Below are 23,158 nucleotides of genomic sequence, written 5' to 3' on the forward strand. Positions count from 1 at the left end.
CCGTGTGCGATATCGCACACGGCCCGTTTTTTCGTTTGTGCTGCACGCGGCAAAAACAGCGGTGTGGTATCCTAGATTTTCGGCGCCTGTGCAGCACGGCCAATCCCCAAGCTGCTCGACTCCATCCAAAAAACTATGGCAACCAATAGTCTTCCTGCGCATCACGCGGCAGAATTCACACTGCCCGAACGGTACCCCACCAACCGCAGCGGGCCGCTGCCCTGGCTGTTCTCGCGCTTGTGGCATTACTGGCCGCTGACCGTCATGCTGCTGCTCGGCGCCCTGTCCAATGGGGCCCTGGCCACCTATGTGCCCGTCATCATCGGTGACGCCTACGAAGCCATCACGCAAACACCCGCCCGCCTGGACATCCTGGGCCAGCTGGTGGTGACCCTGCTGGTCAGCCAGATCATCCGCAGCGGCTTGCAGTTTGCCCGCAACTTCGGGGCCGAGTGGCTGGGCCAGCTCTTCGAGCGCGATGTGCGCGAAGAGCTCTACGTCAACCTGCTGGGAAAGAGCATGACCTTCCACAGCTTGCAGTCTGTGGGCGACACCATGGCCCGCGCCACCAACGATGTACGTGAGATTAACCTGATGTTCAACCCCGGGCTGAACCTGGTGATCGGCGCCAGCTTCTTCCTGTTCGGCCCGATTGCCGCTGCCTACCCAATCCACCCGCAGTTGGTACTCACCCCACTCCTGTTCACCATCGCCTACGCCCTGGCGATTTGGCGTTACCTGGTGCAGATGGCACCCCTGACCCGTGAAGTGCGCGAGAGCTTCGGCGCGCTGAACTCGCGCTTGTCCGAGGCGCTGGACGGCATCGAAACCGTCAAGGGCATGTCCCAAGAAGAGGGCGAAGTCTCCCTCTTCGCCCGTAACGTGCAACGCTTCCGGGATGCTTTTGTGCAGCAGGGCTACCTGGAAGCCCGCTTCCTGCCCATGCTCCTTATGGGCCTGGCCCAGGCGGCCGGCCTGTGGCATTCGCTGGCGCTTTACCAGCAGGGCCAACTGCTGATGGGCGACGTCATCGCCTATTTCGGCCTGCTGCAGTTGTTTGGCTTCCCGGTGTTCACTTCGCTGTTTGCCTATTCGCAGGTCTCTTTGGGCGTGGCCAGCGCGGCGCGCATTCTGGACCTGATGAATAACGAGACCGACCTGGACCAGAACGTCAGTGGCCGCCAGGCCAAAATGACCGGCGAGATCGAATTCCGCAACGTGACCTTCGCTTACGAAGATGACGACCCCGCCGTGGAGGGCATCTCTTTCAAGGTGCCTGCCGGGCAAACCGTGGCGATCGTGGGCCAGACCGGCGTGGGCAAAACCACGCTGGCCAAGCTGGTCAACCGCACCTACGACGTGACCAGCGGGGCGGTACTGGTGGACGGCGTGGACGTGCGCGAATGGAACCTGGAATCGCTGCGTCTGCAAATTTCGATCATCGAGCAGGACATCTTTTTGTTCTCGCGCAGCCTGGCAGACAACATCGCCTTTGGCGTGCCTAATGCCAGCCGCGCCGATATTGAGCAGGCTGCCAAGCTGGCCCAGGCGCATGACTTCATCATGGAATTCAAGAACGGCTACGACACGATTGTCGGCGACCGCGGCGTGACCCTCTCGGGCGGCCAGCGCCAGCGCGTGGCCCTGGCGCGTGCTTTCCTCACCGACCCGGCCGTGCTTATCCTGGACGATTCGACCAGCGCCATCGACAGCGCCACGGAGGACATGATCCAGCGCGCCATTTACGCCGCGGCCAAAGACCGCACCACGCTGATCATTACTCACCGCCTGTCGCAGATCCGCTGGGCAGACCAGATCGTCGTGCTGCGCGGCGGCAAGGTGGCCGCCGCAGGCAGCCACGACGACTTAATGAAAACATCGCCGGCGTACCGGCGCATCTTTAGCGAGTAGGCCATGGGTTTCTTTTCTGGACTTGATGTAGAAGCATACGACCGCCAGTACACCGACCGCCAGTTGGTCGATCGCATGGCGCATTATTTTCGCCCGCATATGGGCGCCATCCTGACGATTGGCTTGACTGCGCTGTTCACCGCCGTCTCCGGCGCGGCGGTGCCCTTGCTGCTCTCCCGCGCCCTGGATCTGGTCGGCGATCAGATCGGCAACGCCCAAGTCATCGCTGTCACCGCCATTGTGACCGTCTCTGGCGTGCTGATCTGGCTGACCAACTGGTGGCGCCGCCGTTTGACGGCCCGGGTGATCGGCGACGTGGTCATGGAGATCCGCAAAGACGGCTTTCGCGCCGCCGCGGCCCACGATCTGTCTTTCTATGACGACAATCCCTCGGCCAAGGTGGTCTCGCGTATCACCTCCGACACGCGTGACTTTGGCGACATGATCGTGCTGATCACCGATCTGATCTCGCAGTTCGGTTTGGCGCTACTGCTGGCGATCAGCCTGATCTTTGTGCAGGGCTTTCTCTCACTCCTGTTGTTCGCCCAGCTGCCCTTCTTTTACTTGGCAGCAGTGGCCTTCCGCGCCGCGGCCCGTCGGACCACTCAGCGCGGCATGCGCGCCATGGGCAACGTCAACGCCGCCATCAAGGAGACGATCAGCGGCATTTCGGTCGCCAAGAACTTCCGCCAGGAAGGAATGATCTTTGACGAATTCAACGACGCCAACACCAGTTCGTTTGACGTCAACATTCGCCGCGGTTTCGTACTCTCTGCGGTGTTCCCGGTGCTCAACGGCCTATCGGCCATCGGCACCGGCCTGTTGCTGTATGTCGGCGGCCTCAACGTGGTCAACGGCATTATCACTGCTGGCGCCTGGTTCCTCTTCCTGCAGAGCCTGGACCGCTTCTTTTTCCCCGTGCTAAACCTCTCCTCGTTTTGGACGCAGCTGCAGTCCGGCCTCTCAGCGGCTGAGCGCTCTTTCGCGTTGATTGACGCCGATCCCAAGGTGGTGCAAACCGGCAACGAAGCGGTGGGTCGCCTGCGCGGCGATATTCTCTTTGAGAACATCATTTTCCGCTACACCGAACGCGAAACCGTGCTCAATGGCTTCAGTTTGCACATCAAGCCGGGCGAAAATGTGGCCCTGGTAGGGCACACCGGCGCGGGCAAGTCATCGATCGCCAAGCTGGTGGCGCGCTTCTACGAATTTCAGGAAGGCCGCCTGGAAGTGGACGGCCGCGACATCCGCACGCTGGACCTGGCGCAGTACCGCCGCCAGCTCGGTATTGTCTCGCAGATCCCCTTCCTGTTCGCTGGCAGCGTGGCCGAGAACATCCGCTACGCTCGCCCGGACATCCGCGAGGCCGAAATTCTGGAACTGGCCGGCAAGATCGGTGACGGCGAATGGCTGGAGACGCTGCCGGACGGCCTGGAGACCCAGGTCGGCGAACGCGGCGGGCGCCTGTCCATGGGCCAGCGCCAGCTGGTTTCGCTGCTGCGCGTGCTGGTGCAGCGCCCGTCCATCTTCATCCTGGACGAGGCCACCGCCAGCATTGACCCCTTCACCGAATGGCAGATCCAGCAGGCGCTCAACTTGATCCTCAAAGAGAGCACCAGCATTCTCATTGCCCACCGCCTCTCCACGGTCAAGGCCGCTGACCGCATCATCGTGCTGCAGCAGGGCCGCATCATCGAAGAAGGCGACCACGACGGCTTGCTGGCCGCGGGCGGCCACTATGCCGGCCTGTACAACACCTATTTCCGCCATCAAAGCCTGGCGTATATCGAAGAGAGTCGCAAGCTCTCCAACGGCGACGCGGCTGCCCCGGCGGCTTAGTTATAATCAGCCAGCTGGCTTGCCAGCCCAGGAAATATTGTGAGCCAACCATACCAGCCCGTCGTCGGCCTGGAGGTGCACGCCGTCTTGGAAACCCGTTCCAAGATGTTTTGCGACTGCCCCCTGGTCGATTCCACCCATGCCGAGCCCAACGTGGCTGTCTGCCCGGTATGCTCTGGCATGCCCGGCATGCTGCCGGTTATCAACCAGGCTGCCGTGGACTATGCGCTGCGCGTGGCCTTGGCGCTTAACTGCCAAGTGCACCCCACCAGCATCTTTGCCCGCAAAAGCTATTTCTATCCGGACCTGCCCAAGGGTTTCCAGATCTCGCAATACGAGCAGCCGCTGGCCACCCAGGGCTGGCTGGAATTTGACACCCCCGAAGGCATTCAGCACGTCACCATTCGCCGCGTACATATCGAAGAGGACACGGGCAAGCTGACCCACAAGCACGCCGATGGCCAACGGTATTCCTTGGTGGATCTGAACCGTTCCGGCGTGCCCTTGCTGGAAATTGTCACCGAACCGGAATTGCACTCCGTGGAGGCCGTGCGCAGCTGCGCCTACGCGCTGCGCAGCGTGCTGCGCTATGTGGGCGTCAACTCCGGCAACCTTGAAAAAGGTTTACTTCGTATCGAACCGAACATCTCCGTCCGCCCGGCGGGCAGCACAGACTTCGGCACACGCGTGGAGATCAAGAACCTCAACAGCTTTCGTTCACTGGAGCGCGCCACCACCTATGAACTGCAGCGCCAGGCCGCCCTGCTGGACCAGGGCGGCCAGGTGGTGCAGCAGACCCTGGGCTGGGATGACGACCGCGGCGTAACCGTGGCGCAGCGCTCCAAGGAGTTTGCCGAAGATTATCGCTATTTCCCTGAGCCTGACCTGCCGCCGCTGGTGCTGGACCCGGCCTGGATCGAAGAGGTCCGCGCCGCCCTGCCAGAGCTGCCCCACGCGCGCCGCAATCGCTTTGTCGAGCGCTATGGCCTGACCTCCTACGACGCCGGTGTGCTCACCGCCGAGCGCGAGGTAGCCGACTTTTATGAAGCCGTGCTCGAGGCTGCCAAGCAGGCCGACGCCAAGTTGGCGGCTCATTGGGTTAGCGGCCCGCTCTTCAGCCTGCTCAACGAAGCCGGGGTGGAGTTGCACGCCTTGCAGTTCGGCCCGGCCGAACTAGCCGCATTGCTGGACCTGCTGGCTAGTGGCAGCATTAACGCTGTTGGCACCCGCCAGGTGCTGGGCGAGCTTTTCGCCCACGGCGGACCACCCGCCGAGATTGTGGAGCGCTTGGGCCTGCAGCAGATCTCTGACCCGCAACAATTGCAAACCTGGGTGGCTGCCGTGCTGCAGCAAAATTCGCAGCAAGTGACCGAGTACCTGGGCGGTAATGCGCCGCTGCTCAACTGGCTGTTCGGCCAGGCTCTCAAGCTGTCGGGCGGCAAGGCCGACCCGGCCAAATTGCGCGCCGAGCTGCAGCGCCAGATCGCCGCCACTGAGACCTCCGGGGAGGAACTGCCATGAACCAAACCATTGCCAGGGTCGAAGCGCTCTGCTTGACCGTCAAGGATTTGCCTGGGGAGCATGTAGATGAGGTGCAGGTGGATTGGGAGGGCTTCTTCGGGGACAAGCATTACGGACTGACCCGCAAACTGGGCCGCCACCACCAACCCTATGCCCGCGGCACCGAAGTGCGCAACATGCGCCAGGTCTCACTGGTCTCGCGTGAGGAGCTGGATGAGATTGCTGCCCGCTTGGACCTGTCGCACATCGACCCCGCTTGGCTGGGCGCCAACCTGACCTTGTCTGGTCTGCCCAACCTCACTCACTTGGCGCCGGGCAGCCAGCTGCATTTTGAAGGCGGTGTAGGCCTGGTGGTGGATGGCTACAATGCGCCTTGCACCACTGCCGGCGGCTATCTGCAAACGCTCTTCCCTGACCGTGAAAAGCTCACCAATCGCTTCCCCAAGGCCGCCGTGGACCTGCGCGGCCTGGTCGCCTGGGTGCGTGTACCCGGTGTGCTACGTCTGGGCGAGAGCTTCTTGGTCGAAGCCCCGCGTAGTGTCCCCGTCTCTCAAGCGTAGTCCTGCGGCCAATTGGGCTCGGCTTGACCGAAACGCGAGTCTGGGTTAAGGTACAGTTCTTCCCGTTTGTAATGGTGAGTGTTAAACAGTACCAACGTTTTTGGAAGTAGTGTGCGGGCTCCTTTCCGAGGTGTCCGCATAGTTGTTTAAAGGCCTGCACAGACGCCGGCCATTATCACCAGCACACAAAGGAGTGTGTAATGTCGGAAACCACCAATGCTTTCCAGATTGCCCAGGCGCAGTTTGACGGCGTCGCCGCCCAACTGAACCTGGAATCCCATGTGCGCGAAATATTGCGCTGGCCGCGGCGGGAGTTTAAGTTCCAGATCCCCGTGCGCATGGATGACGGCAGCTGGCAAGTTTTCTTCGGTTATCGCGTGCAGCATAATGATTCGCGCGGCCCTACGAAAGGCGGTATCCGCTTTCACACCTCTGAAACGATGGACACGGTGCGTGCCTTGGCCATGTGGATGACCTGGAAGTGCGCCGTGGCCGATATCCCCCTGGGCGGCGCTAAAGGCGGCGTGGCGGTGGATTCGGCCACCTTGACCGTGCGCGAGAAGGAACAACTCTGCCGGGGTTGGGTGGGCGCTATTCATAAGAATCTGGGCCCGCGTACGGATGTGCCCGCCCCGGACGTGGGCACCAATGCCCAGATGATGGGCTGGATGATGGATGAATATTCCAAGCTGGCGGGCGAATACACCCCCGGCGTTATCACCGGCAAGCCGGTGGGCGGCGGCGGTTCCCTGGGCCGCCGCGAGGCCACCGGGTACGGCGTGGTCTACAACGTGCGCGAGGCGATGAAGCATCTCAAGCTGGACAGCAGCCAGACCAGCGCCGCAGTGCAGGGCTTTGGCAACGTGGCCCAATACGCGGCGCGCGGCTTCACCGAGCAGCTGGGCGGCAAAGTGGTGTGCGTCTCCTACTGGGACCGCAACGACAAGGCCGCTTGCAGCGTGGTCAGCCCCAAGGGCCTGGACATTCCTTTCTTGCAGGGCATCACGGATCAATACGGCACGATTGACAAGTCCAAAGCCACCGCCGCTGGCTATACCATCGAGCACGGAGATGCCTGGCTGGAGCAGGACGTGGATGTGCTCATCCCGGCCGCCCTGGAAAGCCAGCTGACCGGCGAAACCGTCAAGAAGATCAGCGGCAAGGTCAAAGTGATCGCCGAAGGCGCCAATGGCCCCACCACCATCGATGCCGACGAGCATTTCAAGAAGAACAACATCTTCGTCATCCCGGACTTCCTCTGCAATGCCGGCGGCGTGACCGTCTCTTACTTCGAGGGTGTGCAGAACGACATGAACTATTATTGGAACTTGGACGAGGTGCTGCAGCGCTTGGACACCAAAATGACCGGCGCCTTCCACAACGTGCTGCAGGTCTCCACCCGCGAGCAGGTCTACATGCGCGATGCGGCCTACATGGTCGCCATCAACTCCGTGGTGCAAGCCATGGAGCTGCGCGGCTGGCTGTAAGGTTAAGGTAAGTAGTAAACCAAAACGGCGGGCCATCGGCCCGCCGTTCTTGTTGCTGTTGCAAAGTGGATGGTTAGAGGCCTTTGACCGCCGTACCAATCACCAACAAGAGGTATCCAAGCAGCAGCAGCACAAAATTATTGCCCAGGCCGACCGACAGGATGCCGTATTGATTCAAAATGGCCAATCCGCCCAGGATGATGGCAATCCACCAGGTTACTTGCTTTGGGGCTGAAAGTTTCATATTCAATCTCCTTGTTTTTTAGGGACTACAGTTACTACAACCCCAAAGGGTATTTTGGGGTACGCCGCAAAAGATGTCCCAAGATACTGGGTTAACGAAGGAACTTGCGCATAACTTACATCCGAAACACGCCGAAACCGCCCTGCGGCCGCTCGGCGCGCAGCACCACCGAGAGCGCCAGGCCCAGCACGGTGCGCGTCTCGGCCGGATCCAGCACGCCGTCGTCCCATAGACGGGCGCTGGAGTAATACGGGTGGCCTTCGTGCTCATACTTGTCCAGAATGGGCTGCTTCAGTTCTGCTGCCGCCTTGGTGCTTAGCGCTTTTTTGCCTTCGCGGGCCAGTTGGTCTTGCTTGATGGTCAGCATCACATTGGCGGCTTGCTCGCCGCCCATCACGCTGATGCGCGCGTTGGGCCACATCCACAGGAAGCGCGGGTCGTAGGCACGGCCAGCCATGCCGTAATTGCCGGCGCCGAAGGAGCCGCCGATGATTACGGTCAGCTTGGGCACCGTGGCCGTAGCCACGGCGTGCACCAGCTTGGCCCCATCCTTGGCAATCCCGCCGGCCTCGTACTCCCGGCCCACCATGAAGCCGGTGATGTTCTGCAGGAATAGGATCGGGATGCCGCGTTGCTCACACAGCTCAATAAAGTGGGCGCCCTTCAGGGCGCTTTCGCTGAATAGTACGCCGTTGTTGCCCAGAATGCCCACCGGGTAGCCGTGGATATGGGCAAAACCGCACACCAGCGTCTCGCCGTAGCGCGCCTTGAATTCGCGCAGGCGGCTGCCGTCTACCAACCGGGCGATCACCTCACGCACATCATAGGCCTCGCGGAAAGTGGTGGGCAGCACGCCGTACAGTTCCTCAGCGGGGTACAACGGTTCTTCTACCGGCTGCACATCCGTCCAGGGAGCCGGGCGCTGCGGCAGCCCGGCCACGATTTGGCGCAAAATATCAATGGCCTGGTCGTCATCCTCCGCAAAGTGGTCGGCCACGCCGGAAAGGCGTGTATGCACATCCGCCCCGCCCAGGTCCTCGGCGCTGACATCTTCGCCAGTCGCCGCTTTCACCAGCGGCGGCCCACCCAGGAAGATGGTGCCGGTGCCTTTGACGATGATAGCTTCATCGCTCATCGCCGGCACGTAGGCGCCGCCGGCGGTACATGAGCCCATCACCGCCGCGATCTGCGGAATGCCCGTCGCGCTCATCTGGGCCTGGTTGTAGAAGATGCGTCCAAAATGCTGCTCATCCGGGAACACCTGGTCTTGCAGCGGCAGGAAGGCGCCCCCGGAATCGACCAGATACAAGCAAGGCAGCTGGTTCTGCCAGGCGATCTGCTGGGCGCGCAAGTGTTTTTTGACGGTCAGCGGATAGTACGAGCCGCCCTTGACCGTGGCGTCGTTGGCCACGATCAACACTTCGCGGCCCGCCACCCGGCCGATGCCGGTGACGACGCCTGCGCCCGGTGCGCCGTCCTCATAGAGGCCGTGGGCAGCCAGGGCGGAGAGTTCCAAAAAGGGCGCGCCGGGGTCCAGCAGGCGGTCAATGCGCTCTCGCACGAAGAGCTTGCCGCGCGCTTCGTGGCGCTGGCGGGCCCCAGTACCGCCGCCTTGGCGAACGGCTGCCAGCTGGGCGCGCAGGTCGGCGGCCAGTTGGCGGTGGTGCTGCGCGTTGGCAAGAAATTCAGGGCTTTGGGGATCCAGCCGGCTGGCGATCGGTTCCATGGCTCCATTGATTATAAGCCAGCCGATTTATGCGGCGTGGGCTGGCCTGATCTCAGGTGTGTAGTATTTGTCAAACCGGCTATTGCCGAAAATGTGCCACGGTCACGCCTTCGCCGCCTTCATGCGGCAGCGCAAAATCATAGCGCTCCACATAGCTGCGCTTGTTCAGCTCCTTGCGCACCATGTCTCGCAGCACCCCGGTGCCCTTGCCGTGCACGATGCGCACCGAAGCCAGCCCAGCTGCATAAGCCTGGTCCAAATAGCGATCCAACTGGGCAAAAGCGTCTTCGTAACGTTGGCCGCGCAGGGCAAGCTCGCCGCCTGGGGATTCGGGCAGCACTTGCACACCGCCCCAGCTGCGCTCCGAATTGGCCTGAGCAGCTTGTTCTGGCAGCAGTTCCAGGTCGCCCAGCTTGGCGCGGGCGCGCAAGGCGCCAATTTGAATTTCGGCTTCGCCTTCTCCCAAGGCGATCACCACGCCGCGGTGGCCCAGGCTACGCACCTGCACCATGTCGCCCAGGCGCAGGGGCCGGTCTGGCGCTGATTCCGGCACGGCTTGCCGCCGGACGGGCGCTTGCAGCGGTTCTTCCAGAGTTTCCAGCTCGCGCTGCACCACCTGCACATCTTGCAGGGGTTGGCGGGCGCGGGCCAGCTGGGCGCGCAGTGGCCCTAGTTCGTCGCGCAGAGAGTCCAGCTCAGCCTGGGCTTGCTTGCGCACCTGCTCCAGGATGCTTAGGCGCTCGTCTTCGATGCCTTCCAGGCGGGCAGCCAGGTCGGCCTGCAGCGCCTGGGCGGAACGCTGCGCCTCTTCGGCTCGCGCCCGGGCTTGGCGGCTGCGTTCGCGCTCGCGGTGGATCTCGTCCAGCAGGCCTTCGGAGCGCAGCTCCGTGGGGTCAATGCTGCCGCGCGCCGTTTCCACGATCTCTTTGGGCAAGCCCAGGCGGGTGGCAATCGCCAGGGCATTCGAGCGGCCTGGCAACCCCACCACCAGGTGGTAGGTGGGCGCCAGGGTTTTTAGGTCAAATTCCACACTGGCGTTGACCACGCCTTGGGTGGCATGGGCGTAATCCTTCAATTCGGGGTAGTGCGTGGCCACAAAAGTGGTGATGCCTGCCTTGACCAAGTGGTCCAGCAGAGCCAGGGCCAGCGCGGCGCCTTCCTGTGGGTCAGTACCGGCGCCGAGTTCGTCAAAAATCACCAGAGAACGCCGGTCTGCCGACTTGAGGATGCGAATAATGTTGGTGATATGGCCGGAAAACGTGGAAAGCGATTGTTCAATGGATTGTTCATCGCCGATATCGGCGTATACCGCGTCAAAGTAAGATAGCTGGCTGTCTGCGGCGGCGGGGACATGCAAGCCGCTTTGGCTCATCAACGCCAGCAGACCCACGGTTTTGAGCGTGACAGTCTTGCCGCCCGTGTTGGGGCCGGTGATTACCAGGCAGTAGTTTTCGGGGAAGAGCTCAATGTCCAGCGGAACCACGCTGGCTGGGTCCAGCAGCGGGTGGCGGGCATTGAAGAGGCGCACGACCACACCGGGGTGGTTTTGCCCCTTGGCGGGCTGCATGGACAGCAGCTCCACCGGCTGCGCGTCCAGCTCGGTGGCGTAGCGCGCTTTGGCCAATTGCAAATCCAGCTCGGCCAAGCTTTGCATCACGGCCGCGATGGCGTCGGCTTGCTCAGCGACCAGGGCGCTCAACTCCAGCAGGATGCGCTTCTCCTCGTCGCGTTCAGCTAGCTGTAGTTCGCGCCAACGGTTGTTCAGCTCCACGACCTGCAACGGCTCGATAAACAAAGTCGCCCCAGAGGAGGACTGGTCGTGCACTACACCCTTGGCGCGCACCCGCGAATCGGCCTTGATCGGCAATACATAGCGGCCGTCACGCTGGGTAATGATCGGCTCTTGCAAAGCCTTGGCAAACGGTTCACTGGTCAGCAGCTTTTGCATGCGCGCCAAGAGCCGTTCGTGCACCACCCCCAGCTCACTGCGAATGGAGCTTAGCTTGGCGGAGGCTGTGTCCAGGATCTCAGCCCGCGGTGAGATGGCTTTGGTCACAGCGTCCACCACGCCGGATGGGCTGGGCATTTGCTCCGCAATCGCCGCCAGTAACGGCCGCTCGCCCACCTCATCCATCAGCTGGCGGGCCAGGGTGCGCCCGGCCACCAGGGTGCCTTTGATGTCCAATAGTTCATTGGCGGCCAGGGCTTGGCCGCGCCGCGCCGCTTGCAGATAAGCGCGCAAATCTCGCGCCCCGCCCACACTGGTCTGCGGCCGCGCTTTGACCAGCTGGCGCGCTTCAGTAGTGAGCGCCAGCCAATGCTGCGCTTCAGCCAGTGAGCTGGCCGGGCGCAGCTCGGCGGCGCGCTCGACAGACAGGCTGAAGCTGGCATGGCGCGCCAAGCGTGCCAATACCTTGGGAAATTCCAGAGTTTGCAGGGCTTTTTCGTCCATCGTTAAACCGAGTCTATCAGCGAAATTCTTCTCCTGGTGGCATCCGTATCTTTGCCAGTTGATTCCTCTGATGAAATTCTGTAGAATTTCTGTATTGCGCGATCCGCCCTAGAAAAAGCGGAGGGCCAGGCATGGATGTAATCAAAGTATCGGGGGCCTCCCGTACGTCTGCAGTTGCCGGCGCCATTGCTGGCGTGTTCCGTGAACACAAACGAGCTGAGGTGCAGGCCATCGGCGCTGGCGCAGTCAACCAGGCAGTCAAGGCCCTGGTGCTGGCGCGAGGGTATTTGCGTGAAGATGGTTACGACGTGGTCTGCTGCCCCGAATTCTCCGACGTCGACATAGACGGCAAAGTGCGCACTGCGATCAAACTAGTCGTCGAAGAGCGAAACCAACCCCAAGGCTAAAAACGCCGCTGAACAGCGGCGTTTTGTTTTTGGGATATCTAATCGCTGTAGCTGCGCACTTCTTCAGGCGAGAAGATGACCTGCTCTTGCCCTTGCAGGCGCGCCTCCACTTTCTGTGCGATCAATTCCAAATGGCCGTTGTGAGCCACAAAATCCATGTCGTCTGTGGGCACCACCAGCACGGGGCATAGCGTGAAGTTGCTGATCCAGTCTTCATAGAGGTCATTCAGCTGGATGAGGTATTGCGGGTCAATGTTGCTTTCGAAATCACGGCCGCGCATGGTGATGCGTTTTTGCAGCGTGGGCAAAGAGGCCTGAAGGTAAATCACCAGATCGGGCGGGTGCAGCATGTCGCAAAGTACGTCGTACAGTTTGCGGTAGGTGGCGTAGTCGCGTTTGCTGATCTGCCCCTGGCGATAGAGATTGGCGGCAAACACTTCCGCATCTTCGTACATCGAGCGGTCCTGCACTACGGATTTGGGGTCTGCCAGCAGAGAGAGATGCATGCGCAGGCGGTGACTCAAAAAGAAAATCTGGGAATGGAACGCCCAAGTTTTCATGTCTGCGTAAAAATCTGAAAGATAAGGGTTTTCTGCTACCGGTTCGTAATAGGGTTCCCAAGCAAATCGGGCGCATAATTTGTCTACCAGAGTGGATTTGCCCACGCCAATATTGCCCGCTACTGCTACGTACTGTTTCACTACTCGTCCTCCGGTTTGAGAAAAGCGGCCGAACGGCCCGCTTCAGAATCCATTATAAGCTCAATGATTTGTCCTTGCGCAAAGTCATCAACGGAAATGAGGCGCAAACTGTTCTGCAAGCCGGCCAACTCGGGGGCCCAAGTCTCCAGGCGGTTGGGCGTATCGTAAAAGAAAGCGCGGTTGAACACGGCATCCGCATCTTCGAAGTGCACAGCTAGCGGGAAGATACGCGATTCGATCAGGTCTTGGAAGAAATGCGTCCCATAGGAAGGTTCTGGCACCGGGCCTACCCCCTGCCCGGAGAGCTCGATCAGCGCATGGGTATTGTAGATATCCGCGTAGGACACGCTGATGCCCAGGTCTGGGTTGCTGGTGCCCCAGCGGCCCGGCCCGACACAAATAAAGTCTTCCGACTCTAACAGCTTGTTGAGTTTGCCAATCGCGCGTGACAAACTAGCGCGGGCTTCTGCGCTGGGCAGACTGTAATAGCCTTCCGGCGGCACAAAGACGACGTAGCGAATGCCGCTAATGCGCCCATGTGGCGCCATTTTGCTGGTGGCCAGGATGGTGCGCTTTGCCGGCAGGGTTTCCGGCAATTCAGCAGTTTCCTCTTGCAAGTGGCTTTGCGGGCGACACTGCAGGATGAAGAATTTGACATCTGCCTTGCCGTCTTTTTCGGGGAGCAACTGAACGGTGAATTCCATGTCCACCGGCGATTTGTAATGCTTCTCCAGATATTTCAGAGCGCGGCTCATACGATCCGCCAGCGGAGTGGAGCGAATAGCCCCGTCCAAGGTCACCACCATTTCGCTGTCCTGCGCTTCCAGCTTGGTGCGGATGGGGCGCAGATCACCGTCTTTGTAGACCGAGGCCAGCATGCGCAAGTGTGGGTAGCCGGCATCCAGCACCTCGCTCACCGGCAGCGTTTTGAACACATTCTCTTTCAGGTCCACCACGTCCATAAAATGCTGAGAGTAGTTGACCAGGGAACTGACGTTGGCCGTGGCGCGCAATTCCGGGTGGCTCAGCGCCACCAGACGCGGGTAGTCGTTGCCGATTTGTTCGACGGCATGCGTGCCCAACCCGGTGACCAGGCGCACAAACCCGGAATTGGGCTGGATCTTGGGCGACCAGCGGAATAGATTGCGGCTGAAAGCTACTCCGGCGAGGTGTGGGAAGTAATAATCGCTGTAAGCTTCGCCCTGTACCACCTGCATCAGCACAGCCAAACGCTCGTCATAGTCCTGCAGGCCGTTGGCACGGCGATAGAGCAGCGCGTCCGGGTTAAGGCCGCTGGCATACACCGCGGCGATCGCCTGCGTCAGGGCGTGCAGATTTTCTTCCGGCGTGCCCTGGTTGGGGCAAAAGAAGCTGGCGTATTTGCCGGCAAAAGATGAACCAAAGTTGTCCTCCAGAAGGCTGGAAGAGCGCACGATGACGGGGGAATTGCCAACCTTTTCCAGCATTTTGGCCAGTTCTGCCAGGATGTCTTCGGGGAAGCTGCCCGCCGCGTACTCCTGCTGGATCGTGGCGTACTCGTTGCGGATCTGGTCTTCGTCTTTATACTTCTGGTCAGCCCAGTGGATCATGTTGTTGTTGGCCATGAAGGCATACATCACATCTGCCCCAAGGAAATACGATTCGGGGATGGTCACGTTTTGGGCGATGTCCTTCTCGGCCACGCGCTGCAAGATGCGCAGGGCCAGCAGCATACCGGCGGCTTTGCCGCCTACCTTGCCCTTGCCAATCTTGTGATGCCGGATGGCGAGCAAGTCGTCGAGCGTGAACCACTCTTTGGCGATGTTGACGTAGGCCAATTGGTCGGAGATGGTGGAGCGGATCAGGACTACCTTGATCTCGCGTTCGCGCGCTTCGTATTTGGCGCGCTCCGCCAATGGCAGACGCGCGATCATTTTGGCTTGTTCAAACAAGGCTTCCTGAGGGGCCAGCTCCGGGTTGAAGGTGCGCTGCAGGTCTTCACTCTCTGCGCCCCGTTCCGCCAGCACCTGGCGTACGATATCGTCAAAGACCTTGAAAGGCAGGTTGTTGGCGAAATGCAGGTCGGTCAGGTGTTCACGCACGATATCCAGGCGTTGCTTCCAGTCGTCCGAAGCCTCTTCATCCACCGTGTTTTGCATGCCTTCACGGATCTGGGAATTGGTAGCCTGCTGCTGGACCAGCTCTTCCAGCGCGGCCGGCGTAATGATGCCGCGCTCAAACATTTCCTGGCGCATACGGGTGCGCATGCGCCGGCGCAGCAGCGGGTACTGGGCCAGAGCCAGGTAGATGCGATAAGTCGGGTCGAAAGAGCTGAGCGGTAGCGCCATGGTTAGATTAAACCCTGCGCGCCGTATTCGGCGCGCAGGAGATGATACTGATTTTGGGTGCGACGTAGTCTATTTGCCCAAATGCATGGGCATGATCACGTGCAAAAAGTCCTGGTCGCCCACTGGGCGGATGACGCCGGGTGCCGCGGGAGCCGTGGTTTCCAGGGCCACATCGGAGCTCTTCATCACGTCCAGGGCTTCCCGCAGGTAGCGCACGTTGAAAGCGATGAGGATCTCCTGACCTTCGACGATGGCGTCGATCTTGCTGTCGTTGGACCCTGTCTCCTCGGACTGGGCTGAGATCTCGACCGTGCCGGGGCTGCCATTGTCGCCGGGCTTGATATCCAGCCGAGCGATGTGCGAGCTTTCGCGGGCGAAAATCTCGGACTGCTTGGCAGCCTTGAGGAAGGCCCCGGCCGAGACCACTGTGCGGGTCTTGTGGCCGTTGGGGATGATCTGGTTGTATTCCGGGAAGGCGCCTTCAACCAACTGGCAGCGCAACTCGGCGTTTTTGAGGCTGAAAACGATCTGGCCGCGCCCAGCGGGCAACACCATGTGGATCTGTTCTTTGTCGTCCGAAGCGATGCGAGCCAGCTCATTGAGGGCACGGGCGGGCACGATGGCGCGCAGCGGTTGGTCCAGCGGGGCGGCCAGCTTTGCCTTGCGCACGGAGAGACGGAAGCCGTCTGCCGCAGCCATCGTGATAGTGTCGCCCTCTACGGTGACGAGCACGCCGGTGAGTACCGGCCGGGCATCGTCGCGCGAAGCGGCGAAGACCACCTGGCCGATCATTTCCTTGAAGTCACCGGCGTTGAGCTCGATGCCGGCGGATTTGTCTGGTTCGGGCATTGGCGGGAACTCTTGCGCATCAATGCCTTTGATCTCGGCGTGCGAACGCCCGGCGCTGAGCTGCAGCGTCTGGGTACGCACGGCCAGTTCCATGTGGATCGTATCATTGGGGAAAGTAGCGACCAGGTCTGCCAGGGTGCGGGCAGGCACGGTGGTGGCGCCGGGTTCTTCGATCTTGGCGCCGATCCAGGCGGTGATGCCCAGCTCACGGTCTGTGGCTGAGAGCTTGAGGCGGCCGTCTTCGGCTGCAATCAGAACATTGGCCAGAATGGCATGGGTACTGCGCGGTGAAACCGCGCGTGAAACAATATTAAGCCCCTGTGCCAGATTTTCCTGCAATACGGAGATCTTCATAGCCAGTTTCCGAAGTATACACTGGATTTTGCCCGGCCCGAATAGAGCTAATCGCTGATAAACAACGGCTCGCCGTCGTTTACGCCGCCACGGATAATCCCATCTTCTACATAGGCGCCGCTAACCAGCGAAGGCTCATAGAGGATGACAGGCGGGATGCGCACATTTAAGATGCTGGTGTCCTGATAGAGATAAGCGAATATGGCGGGAAAAAGGTCCTGCAGTACGACGATTTGGTCGTATTGCTTATAGGTTTGGGTTGGCCAACGGATCGCAAGAAAGGTACCGAAGCGATCTTGAATGTCGTAGCGAGTAATTTCTCGCAGATTGTAGCCGCCTTCGCTGGTTGAATAGCAATTTTTGCTCAGGTATGGACCGTGGTCACCAGCCACGATGATAATGGCGTGAGGATCGAATTGGAGTAGAGTATCAAGATCCATACGCATTTCCTGATTGGCAAGACGCACGTTTTTTGCGTAAAGCTCTTTTTCGTTTGGCAGGCAGGCGCCGGAGTTTTGACTGTGCCCGGGTAAATAGGAATGCGAATAATGAAAGAGTGGGGAAGAGGGGATCTCTTGAAATAACTGGAGTTTGCGTTGCAGAAAACCTGCATTGGTGTGGCTGTCAAAACCAATATCAAAACGAAATTCCCCCACAAGGATCCCGTCCAGCAACACCTGTGCTACTGGTTTGCTTTCGGGAAAGGTCACATCATATCCAGAGTTGATGCCCTGAAAGAAGAAGTCCGAAGGAAATATGCCGTAGGTGTCGTAACCCAGGTTTTGCAGCGCCTCATGGACGATGCCGTTGCCCGAAGCGCCAGATCGGGAGTTGCCGTAAAAATCCGTGGAGGCATTGAGCACGGTACTGATGGAGGCCACGGAATGGCCACCGATAGAGTAGGTGTGTGGGTACAGCCTAAAGCCTTGCTGGACCAGATACTCTTCCTGCTCGCCATTGTCGATGCCATATTGCAGCATGGTTTCGTTGGCAACGTAGGAATCATAGATCAAAAGGTAAATGTTGGGTGTTTGGGCTGGTGGTTCATCTGCCACAGCCTGCAGCAAAGGGTGCTGCGTCAACGGTAAGCTGTCTGTACCAGTTGTGGCCGGCGCCTCCCAGTTTGCGAGGCCGTTGGAGATGAAGTATGTCGCAATCAGCAGATAAAGCAGCGCCCGGTGTTTTGAACGATACAGCAAAAAGGCAAGGGTAAATAATGCCAAGACGATTGAGAGCTGTATTTTGAGCTCCCCCTCAGAGAACCACCGGAAACTGGCACTAAGAGCGGCCATATTGGTGAGCATGAAGACAAAAGTCAGGCCAGAAATACGCAAAACAGAAAGTGAAGCCCGCTGCTGCAAGATTGCCGGGATGAGCAAAACCACCATCGCAGAACAAACCAGAAACAAACCGAGCAGATAGCTCACATCCGCTAAGGTGAGAATCTCTTGATTCTTGAGGAGGTACTGCACTACGGGGGTCAGCGGTAGTAGCAAGAGTAGCCAATCAAGTTTGTTGCCCAACACATCCTTGGGCGGGGATGCGCCTGCCGACATACGGAGCGTTAGCAGATAAGCCATTAGCGCAATGCCCGCCAGTCCAAGCATTGCTGGCCAGAGAGCCTGCGTAAACGCCAGATTGACCCCATCTGGCAGCTGACGTAGAGCGGAAATGTAATGGGCAAAAATAAGGCAGTAGGCGGATAGGACAACTGCCGGAATGATCAGGTTGCGCAGCCAGAAAGCTGATTTATTCATGTTTGTCGGAACCATGCAACCATGTGGTCAGTTTACTTGCGTTTTAGCAAAAACAGAGTGCGCTCTGACTCGGTAACCGAGGTCTGCGTCTCGATTTTGAAGGTTTTGGAAAAAGCTTTAGTGAACCCTTCCAGCGTATAGTCATCGAAAATATCTTTGCGTGAGGCTAGAAGACGTTTGACCTGGGAATCGCTCTTGGGCACAAATTCAATAATCAGCCAGGGGGCCAAGCTGGCGAAGAATTCGGCAATGCGTTCCAGTGGGAGGTTGTTTCCGATGGCAAGATGATGCACCAATGCCAGGGCCATCAACGCATCAGGCGCGCCGCGCTGGCTGAGTGCTTCGCGCTCCTGGTTGGCCCAGCCGAGCGCGGGGCTGGGGTTGGCAAGGTCAATCAGCAACGGATGCAGGTTGGTCTCATGCTCGGCTCTGGCACGTAGGTAATTTTGTTCCACCGCGGCCGGATCATAGTCTTGTGAGACGGTGAAGGCGCCCAGGCGGGCAGCGATACGACTGTAGAGGCCGTTGTTGGCGCCCAGGTCCCAAACGCTTTTTGGTTTGATCTTCTTGAGATATTTCTCCACCAACTCGCCTTTGTGGGTTTCCGCAGCATTGCTGTAGTTGGTCTCTGCGTAGTAATTGCCCCAGGCGCTGCCGATGGGTTTCCATTGCAGCTTGGCAATCGTGCGCTCCAGTTGGTCTACCATCCCAAGCAAAGCCATCTTGCTCACGCTGGCGCGGGTCGCCGCTTCACTGGTGGAGCGCCCAGCGTAGCGTTTTTGAGCCGAGGCGTGCAGGTGAATGTGGAACAGTAGGCCGAGATTGAAGCGCGTGCCGCGCGGCAGCAAGCGCGAACATAGTTCCAGGTCTATACCATCCAGCTGGATGCGCAACATTTGGCTCAGGCGCACATCCACCAAAGCCATCAGAGCCAGGGGTGCCAGGAAATGCTGGCAGAACTGGCGATAGGCGGTCCAGGGTTGGCCTTCGGGATAGGCTTCGAAGGAAAGGCTGTCAATCAGGATGGGGTGGCCATGATGGAACTGAATGTTGGCGCTGGTGGCGTCTTTAAGCCACAGGCCGCGGGCCAGAGCCCGTTTTTGTAAATCCAGAGTGAGCAAAGCGGCGTCTTTAAGCTGACTGAAAGACCACTCATAGGCGTAAGAAATAAACGGAATGCGCTCCGGCTGCAAGACCTTGTAGGCCAGCGACTTCTCCGCTGGTGCGATGGAAACTTCCTCGTGGGACACCAGCAGGCCCGCTGAGGTGAGTTCTGCGTAAAGCCCCGTTTCGTGTAGAAGCTCGTAATCCGCTTGGTAGCTTTTGTTGACTTGCCGATATAGCTGGTTCTGGCGCGTGAAGACGAATCCGCTTGGGTCGCGAAAGGAGGCTGAGACTTTCTGGTCGGCCATGCTGGAGCGGACTACTTGTCTTGGTCTTTGTCTTTGGAGCGGCGTAAGAAGCTGCCCAGTTTGGCGAGCTGGCTGCGAAAAGCGTAGCTAATGGCGGCCAGACTGGCAATGATGATCTGGATAATGAAGCTGCCGGAACCCGGATCTAAATAGGCCGGTTCAGAATTCACGGGCAGGAACACCAATCCAGCGATTAGCCCATGGAGAAAATCAACTTTCATGATAGGGATCCTTATTTTGGAGATGACCTAATATTAACACACGCGGGTTTAAGGGTTTTTAGCCATGGGGGCTTAAAGATTACAATGGTTGCATGGCTTTTGATACTGTGTTGATCGCCAACCGAGGCGAAATTGCCGTGCGTGTGGCGCAGGCCTGCCGTGAATTGGGTCTGCGTTCTGTGGCGGTGTATTCCCAGGCGGATGCCGGCGCATTGCATACCCGCACCGCCGACGAAGCCATGGGGCTCGGCCCGGCAGAGGCGCGCGAGTCGTATTTGCATATTGAGCGTATCTTGGCCGCGGCACAGCGCAGCGGCGCCCAGGCGGTGCACCCCGGCTACGGCTTTTTGGCAGAGAACGCCGAGTTTGCTGAAGCAGTGCAGGCAGCCGGCTTGGTCTGGATCGGGCCGCCCCCGGCGGCGATGCGCGCTATGGGCGATAAGGCCGGCGCGCGCGAACTAATGCTGAAGGCGGGCGTGCCTGTACTGCCCGGCTATCAGGGGGCCGACACCCCCGCGGCGCTGAAGAAGGCCGCGAATGAGATAGGGTTCCCCTTGCTAGTGAAGGCGGCTGCTGGTGGCGGCGGCATGGGCCAGCGCGTGGTGAGCCATCCGGCCGAACTGGATGAAGCGATTGGCTCGGCGCGCGGCGAGGCCAAACGCGGTTTTGGCAGCGAGCGTTTGATATTGGAAAAGTATTTGGCACGCGCCCGCCATGTGGAAGTGCAAGTGCTGGGCGACACCCAGGGTAAGTTGCTGCATTTGTTTGAGCGCGAGTGTTCCCTGCAGCGCCGTCGTCAGAAATTGGTGGAAGAAAGCCCCTCTCCCTTCTTGGATGAGACTTTGCGCGCCGAGATGGGTGCGGCCGCGGTGGCGGCAGCCCGCAGTGTGGGTTATGTGAACGCAGGCACAGTGGAGTTCCTGGTCAACCCGGATACCCGCAAGTTCTATTTCCTGGAAATGAACACACGCATTCAAGTGGAGCACCCCGTGACGGAGCTGGTCACTGGGGTGGACCTTGTGCAGTGGCAGCTGCGCATTGCCGCCGGCGAGCCGCTGCCGTTTGCGCAGGCCGATTTGCGCCAGAGCGGCCATGCGATTGAGTGTCGTGTGTATGCTGAAGACCCCGCGGCTGGCTTCTTGCCGCAGGCCGGGCAGGCGCTGCGCCTGGCTTGGCCACAGATCGCCGGCCTGCGGGTGGACGCCGCCGTGGCGCAGGGCGACGCGGTAGGCAGCAGCTATGACCCGATGCTGGCTAAGCTAATCGTGCATGCTGAGGACCGCCGCGCGGCATTGGCCGCCCTACGGGAGGCGTTGGCCGCAAGCGTGCTGCTGGGCGTAACGCACAACATGGACTTTTTGCAGGACTTATTGGCGCACCCCAAGGTGGCAGCTGGGGAATTCGACACCGGCTTTGTCGAGCGGGAAATGGCTGAATGGCAGCCGGCTGAATTGACGGAATCGACCTTGTTGGCCGCGCTTTCCATCGAGATGGGCGTGACGCACGCAGATGATCAGACCACACATCCCTATTCTCCATGGGATGACCATCAGAGCTTTCGCTTGGGTGGCTCATGAAGTTTGAATACGAATACCGCGGTCAGATCCATCGCCTGGAATTGATCCCGGCGCCGGGCGGCTACGCGGTTTCCCTGAATGGCCGTTTGCTGGACAGTAGTCTCAGTCCAGACGCTACGGTAAGTGCCATGCGCCAGGGCCGCCAAGTGTGGGTGCATGCCGGCGGACGCACCTTTGTTTTGCGGCGCGTCCTGGGCGGCCGCAGTGGCTTGGCTGCGGCGGGCGAGCAGAGCCTGCGGGCGCCGATGCCCGGTCAGGTACGCAGCGTGGCAGTGAGGGCTGGCCAGGCGGTGCAGGCGGGCCAGATGCTCCTGACCCTGGAGGCAATGAAGATGGAAATCCGCATCCAGGCGCCGCGGCCGGGCAAAGTGGCCCGTCTGGCGGTGGCGGAGGGCGATAGTGTGGAGCGTGAGCAACTTTTGGTGGAGCTGGAACAGGAGACAGAGTGAGCGGACGCTATTACGATGAACTGAAAGTCGGCGAACGCATTTTCCACGGACGGGCGCGCACGGTGAGCGCCGCGGATAACCTGCTGTTCTGTGGACTGACTCAAAATACGCAGCCACTGCATTGGGATGAAGAATTTGCGCGCCAGTCTGGCTTCGAAGGCGTGCTGGTCAATGGGATTTACACCTTGGGCCTGGTGGTGGGCATCAGTGTGCCGGATTTGACCGAGGGCACGATTGTGGCCAACTTGGGCTACCAGAACGTGCGCCACCCGGCGCCGGTATATGCTGGGGACACGCTAAGCGTGGAAACCGAGGTCTTGGATATGCGGCCTTCGCAAAGCCAGCCCGACCGAGGCGTGGTGCAGCTGCGCCACACGGGCCGCAACCAGCATGGCAAGCCTGTGATCGAGGTGGAACGCAGTGTGCTTTTCCTGATGCGACCCAAGGAGAGTGATGCGAGCTAGACGCGCCCTGTTGTATGTACCCGCCAGCGATTGGCACAAACTGCAAAAGGCCGCCACACTGGGGGCGGACTGTGTTTGCCTGGACTTGGAAGATGGTGTGGCCCCCAACATGAAGGCCGAGGCGCGCCAGCTGGCTCTGCACGCCCTGCAAGAATTGGATTTTGGGCGCAGTGAGCGCCTGGTACGCCTGAATGGCGCCGAGAGTGGCTTGCAGGCGGAAGATTTGGCGGCGACCCTGCCTGGGCGACCGGATGGCGTGGTACTGCCCAAGGTCAGCCACCCAGAGCAGCTGCGCCAGATCAGCCAGCAGATCGGCCAGTACGAAACCGCGCAGGGCTGGCCGGCGGGGTCGGTGGCCTTGCTGGCACAGATCGAGAGCGCGCTGGGCCTGGTGAATGCCCGGGAGATCGCCAGCGGTGAGCCGCGCTTGCAGGCGCTGATTTTCGGCGCGGAGGATTACGCCAGCGACCTGGGCGCCAAGCGCAGCGCTAGGGCTGGCGAGGTGGCCTATGCGCGCAGCGCGGTGGTCACCTTTGCCGCCGCGTACGGTTTGCAGGCGATTGATATGCTGTGGGTGGACTTTCGGGATGGCGAAGGGCTGGCCCGGCTGGCTGCGGAAGGTGCCGGGCTGGGCTACAGCGGCATGCAAATCATTCATCCCAGCCAGATCGAGCCGGTGCAAAACGCATTCACCCCCAGCGCTGAGGAGCTGGCTGCCGCCCGGCGCGTGGTGGAGGCTTACCAAGCGAACATTGCCGAAGGACGAGGCGCCTTTGCTCTGGACGGCAAGATGGTGGATATGCCGATCGTCAAGGCTGCCCAGCGGGTGCTGGCGCGGGCTGGCGAGTAATTGAGCCAATAAAAAGGCCGGGCATTTGCCCGGCCTTTTTTGTTGGCTGA

19 protein-coding genes are annotated in these 23,158 nt (G+C 60.1%); 10 read left to right on the plus strand and 9 right to left on the minus strand.

What is annotated here, in order from left to right:
• Positions 1–135 precede the first annotated feature (135 nt).
• The 5 genes from KF885_03805 to KF885_03825 all read left to right on the plus strand — a co-directional run bounded on the left by KF885_03805 (position 136) and on the right by KF885_03825 (position 7,318).
• On the plus strand, positions 136–1,911 hold the full coding sequence (locus tag KF885_03805) for an ABC transporter ATP-binding protein (protein MBX3048275.1): 1,776 nt from the start codon (positions 136–138) through the stop codon (positions 1,909–1,911).
• A 3-nt stretch (positions 1,912–1,914) separates the two neighbouring features.
• Complete coding sequence (locus KF885_03810) at positions 1,915–3,750, plus strand: ABC transporter ATP-binding protein (GenBank protein MBX3048276.1); 1,836 nt, start codon at positions 1,915–1,917, stop codon at positions 3,748–3,750.
• 39 nt (positions 3,751–3,789) lie between these two features.
• Positions 3,790–5,271, plus strand: coding sequence for an Asp-tRNA(Asn)/Glu-tRNA(Gln) amidotransferase subunit GatB (gatB, locus tag KF885_03815; GenBank protein ID MBX3048277.1), 1,482 nt, complete (start codon positions 3,790–3,792; stop codon positions 5,269–5,271).
• The gene (locus KF885_03820; protein ID MBX3048278.1) at positions 5,268–5,831 is read left to right on the plus strand and encodes an MOSC domain-containing protein; all 564 of its coding nucleotides are present in this window, start codon (positions 5,268–5,270) and stop codon (positions 5,829–5,831) included. The genes gatB and KF885_03820 overlap by 4 nt, the downstream gene beginning before the upstream one ends.
• 200 nt (positions 5,832–6,031) lie before the next feature.
• Positions 6,032–7,318: a Glu/Leu/Phe/Val dehydrogenase gene (locus KF885_03825; GenBank protein MBX3048279.1), complete on the plus strand. Its 1,287-nt coding sequence runs from the start codon at positions 6,032–6,034 to the stop codon at positions 7,316–7,318.
• 73 nt (positions 7,319–7,391) lie between these two features.
• Here KF885_03825 and KF885_03830 read toward each other — a convergent pair whose 3' ends face one another.
• The 3 genes from KF885_03830 to KF885_03840 form a co-directional block, all read right to left on the minus strand.
• Positions 7,392–7,562 (minus strand): hypothetical protein, encoded by a 171-nt coding sequence (locus KF885_03830; protein ID MBX3048280.1) that lies wholly within the window; start codon positions 7,560–7,562, stop codon positions 7,392–7,394.
• Positions 7,563–7,677: 115 nt separating this feature from the next.
• A complete protein-coding gene (locus KF885_03835) occupies positions 7,678–9,288 on the minus strand; it encodes a hypothetical protein (protein MBX3048281.1) in 1,611 nt (536 codons plus the stop codon).
• A gap of 79 nt (positions 9,289–9,367) precedes the next feature.
• The gene (locus KF885_03840) at positions 9,368–11,740 is read right to left on the minus strand and encodes an endonuclease MutS2 (protein ID MBX3048282.1); all 2,373 of its coding nucleotides are present in this window, start codon (positions 11,738–11,740) and stop codon (positions 9,368–9,370) included.
• A gap of 131 nt (positions 11,741–11,871) precedes the next feature.
• Here KF885_03840 and KF885_03845 point away from each other — a divergent pair, with 131 nt between their 5' ends.
• Entirely contained in the window at positions 11,872–12,147 is a 276-nt protein-coding gene (locus KF885_03845; GenBank protein MBX3048283.1) for a stage V sporulation protein S, read from the plus strand.
• A 38-nt stretch (positions 12,148–12,185) separates the two neighbouring features.
• Here KF885_03845 and KF885_03850 read toward each other — a convergent pair whose 3' ends face one another.
• The 6 genes from KF885_03850 to KF885_03875 form a co-directional block, all read right to left on the minus strand.
• Positions 12,186–12,848, minus strand: a complete 663-nt coding sequence (locus KF885_03850) for a deoxynucleoside kinase (GenBank protein ID MBX3048284.1) — start codon at positions 12,846–12,848, stop codon at positions 12,186–12,188.
• Positions 12,848–15,175 (minus strand): PEP/pyruvate-binding domain-containing protein, encoded by a 2,328-nt coding sequence (locus KF885_03855; GenBank protein MBX3048285.1) that lies wholly within the window; start codon positions 15,173–15,175, stop codon positions 12,848–12,850. Before KF885_03855 ends, KF885_03850 begins: the two co-directional genes overlap by 1 nt.
• A gap of 69 nt (positions 15,176–15,244) precedes the next feature.
• Positions 15,245–16,378 carry a DNA polymerase III subunit beta gene (gene dnaN / locus KF885_03860; protein MBX3048286.1) on the minus strand — a complete coding sequence of 378 codons (1,134 nt, stop codon included), beginning with the start codon at positions 16,376–16,378 and terminating at the stop codon, positions 15,245–15,247.
• A gap of 47 nt (positions 16,379–16,425) precedes the next feature.
• Positions 16,426–18,135, minus strand: a complete 1,710-nt coding sequence (locus KF885_03865; protein MBX3048287.1) for a hypothetical protein — start codon at positions 18,133–18,135, stop codon at positions 16,426–16,428.
• A gap of 32 nt (positions 18,136–18,167) precedes the next feature.
• On the minus strand, positions 18,168–19,547 hold the full coding sequence (locus tag KF885_03870) for a hypothetical protein (protein ID MBX3048288.1): 1,380 nt from the start codon (positions 19,545–19,547) through the stop codon (positions 18,168–18,170).
• An 11-nt stretch (positions 19,548–19,558) separates the two neighbouring features.
• Positions 19,559–19,768 (minus strand): hypothetical protein, encoded by a 210-nt coding sequence (locus KF885_03875; protein MBX3048289.1) that lies wholly within the window; start codon positions 19,766–19,768, stop codon positions 19,559–19,561.
• A gap of 92 nt (positions 19,769–19,860) precedes the next feature.
• On the opposite strand from KF885_03875, the gene KF885_03880 reads away from it, so the two are divergent.
• From KF885_03880 to KF885_03895, 4 genes are read left to right on the plus strand one after another with little or no spacing between them, the layout of a single operon-like run.
• Positions 19,861–21,345: an ATP-grasp domain-containing protein gene (locus tag KF885_03880; protein MBX3048290.1), complete on the plus strand. Its 1,485-nt coding sequence runs from the start codon at positions 19,861–19,863 to the stop codon at positions 21,343–21,345.
• Positions 21,342–21,794, plus strand: a complete 453-nt coding sequence (locus KF885_03885; GenBank protein ID MBX3048291.1) for a biotin/lipoyl-binding protein — start codon at positions 21,342–21,344, stop codon at positions 21,792–21,794. Before KF885_03880 ends, KF885_03885 begins: the two co-directional genes overlap by 4 nt.
• Positions 21,791–22,258: a MaoC family dehydratase gene (locus KF885_03890; protein ID MBX3048292.1), complete on the plus strand. Its 468-nt coding sequence runs from the start codon at positions 21,791–21,793 to the stop codon at positions 22,256–22,258. The genes KF885_03885 and KF885_03890 overlap by 4 nt, the downstream gene beginning before the upstream one ends.
• Complete coding sequence (locus KF885_03895) at positions 22,248–23,108, plus strand: CoA ester lyase (protein ID MBX3048293.1); 861 nt, start codon at positions 22,248–22,250, stop codon at positions 23,106–23,108. Before KF885_03890 ends, KF885_03895 begins: the two co-directional genes overlap by 11 nt.
• The last annotated feature ends 50 nt before the right edge of the window (positions 23,109–23,158 follow it).

The sequence above is a fragment of the Anaerolineales bacterium genome (genome assembly GCA_019637805.1).
In the GTDB taxonomy this organism is placed as follows: Bacteria; Chloroflexota; Anaerolineae; order Anaerolineales; family UBA11579; genus JAMCZK01.

What these genes read in the sequence shown, in the direction of transcription:
- KF885_03805 (MBX3048275.1), top strand. Translation starts at nt 136, where the DNA reads ATGGCAACCAATAGTCTTCCTGCGCATCACGCGGCAGAATTCACACTG.
- KF885_03810 (MBX3048276.1), top strand. Translation starts at nt 1,915, where the DNA reads ATGGGTTTCTTTTCTGGACTTGATGTAGAAGCATACGACCGCCAGTAC.
- KF885_03820 (MBX3048278.1), top strand. Translation starts at nt 5,268, where the DNA reads ATGAACCAAACCATTGCCAGGGTCGAAGCGCTCTGCTTGACCGTCAAG.
- KF885_03825 (MBX3048279.1), top strand. Translation starts at nt 6,032, where the DNA reads ATGTCGGAAACCACCAATGCTTTCCAGATTGCCCAGGCGCAGTTTGAC.
- KF885_03830 (MBX3048280.1), bottom strand. Translation starts at nt 7,562, where the DNA reads ATGAAACTTTCAGCCCCAAAGCAAGTAACCTGGTGGATTGCCATCATC.
- KF885_03835 (MBX3048281.1), bottom strand. Translation starts at nt 9,288, where the DNA reads ATGGAACCGATCGCCAGCCGGCTGGATCCCCAAAGCCCTGAATTTCTT.
- KF885_03840 (MBX3048282.1), bottom strand. Translation starts at nt 11,740, where the DNA reads ATGGACGAAAAAGCCCTGCAAACTCTGGAATTTCCCAAGGTATTGGCA.
- KF885_03845 (MBX3048283.1), top strand. Translation starts at nt 11,872, where the DNA reads ATGGATGTAATCAAAGTATCGGGGGCCTCCCGTACGTCTGCAGTTGCC.
- KF885_03855 (MBX3048285.1), bottom strand. Translation starts at nt 15,175, where the DNA reads ATGGCGCTACCGCTCAGCTCTTTCGACCCGACTTATCGCATCTACCTG.
- dnaN (MBX3048286.1), bottom strand. Translation starts at nt 16,378, where the DNA reads ATGAAGATCTCCGTATTGCAGGAAAATCTGGCACAGGGGCTTAATATT.
- KF885_03865 (MBX3048287.1), bottom strand. Translation starts at nt 18,135, where the DNA reads ATGAATAAATCAGCTTTCTGGCTGCGCAACCTGATCATTCCGGCAGTT.
- KF885_03870 (MBX3048288.1), bottom strand. Translation starts at nt 19,547, where the DNA reads ATGGCCGACCAGAAAGTCTCAGCCTCCTTTCGCGACCCAAGCGGATTC.
- KF885_03875 (MBX3048289.1), bottom strand. Translation starts at nt 19,768, where the DNA reads ATGAAAGTTGATTTTCTCCATGGGCTAATCGCTGGATTGGTGTTCCTG.
- KF885_03880 (MBX3048290.1), top strand. Translation starts at nt 19,861, where the DNA reads ATGGCTTTTGATACTGTGTTGATCGCCAACCGAGGCGAAATTGCCGTG.
- KF885_03885 (MBX3048291.1), top strand. Translation starts at nt 21,342, where the DNA reads ATGAAGTTTGAATACGAATACCGCGGTCAGATCCATCGCCTGGAATTG.
- KF885_03895 (MBX3048293.1), top strand. Translation starts at nt 22,248, where the DNA reads ATGCGAGCTAGACGCGCCCTGTTGTATGTACCCGCCAGCGATTGGCAC.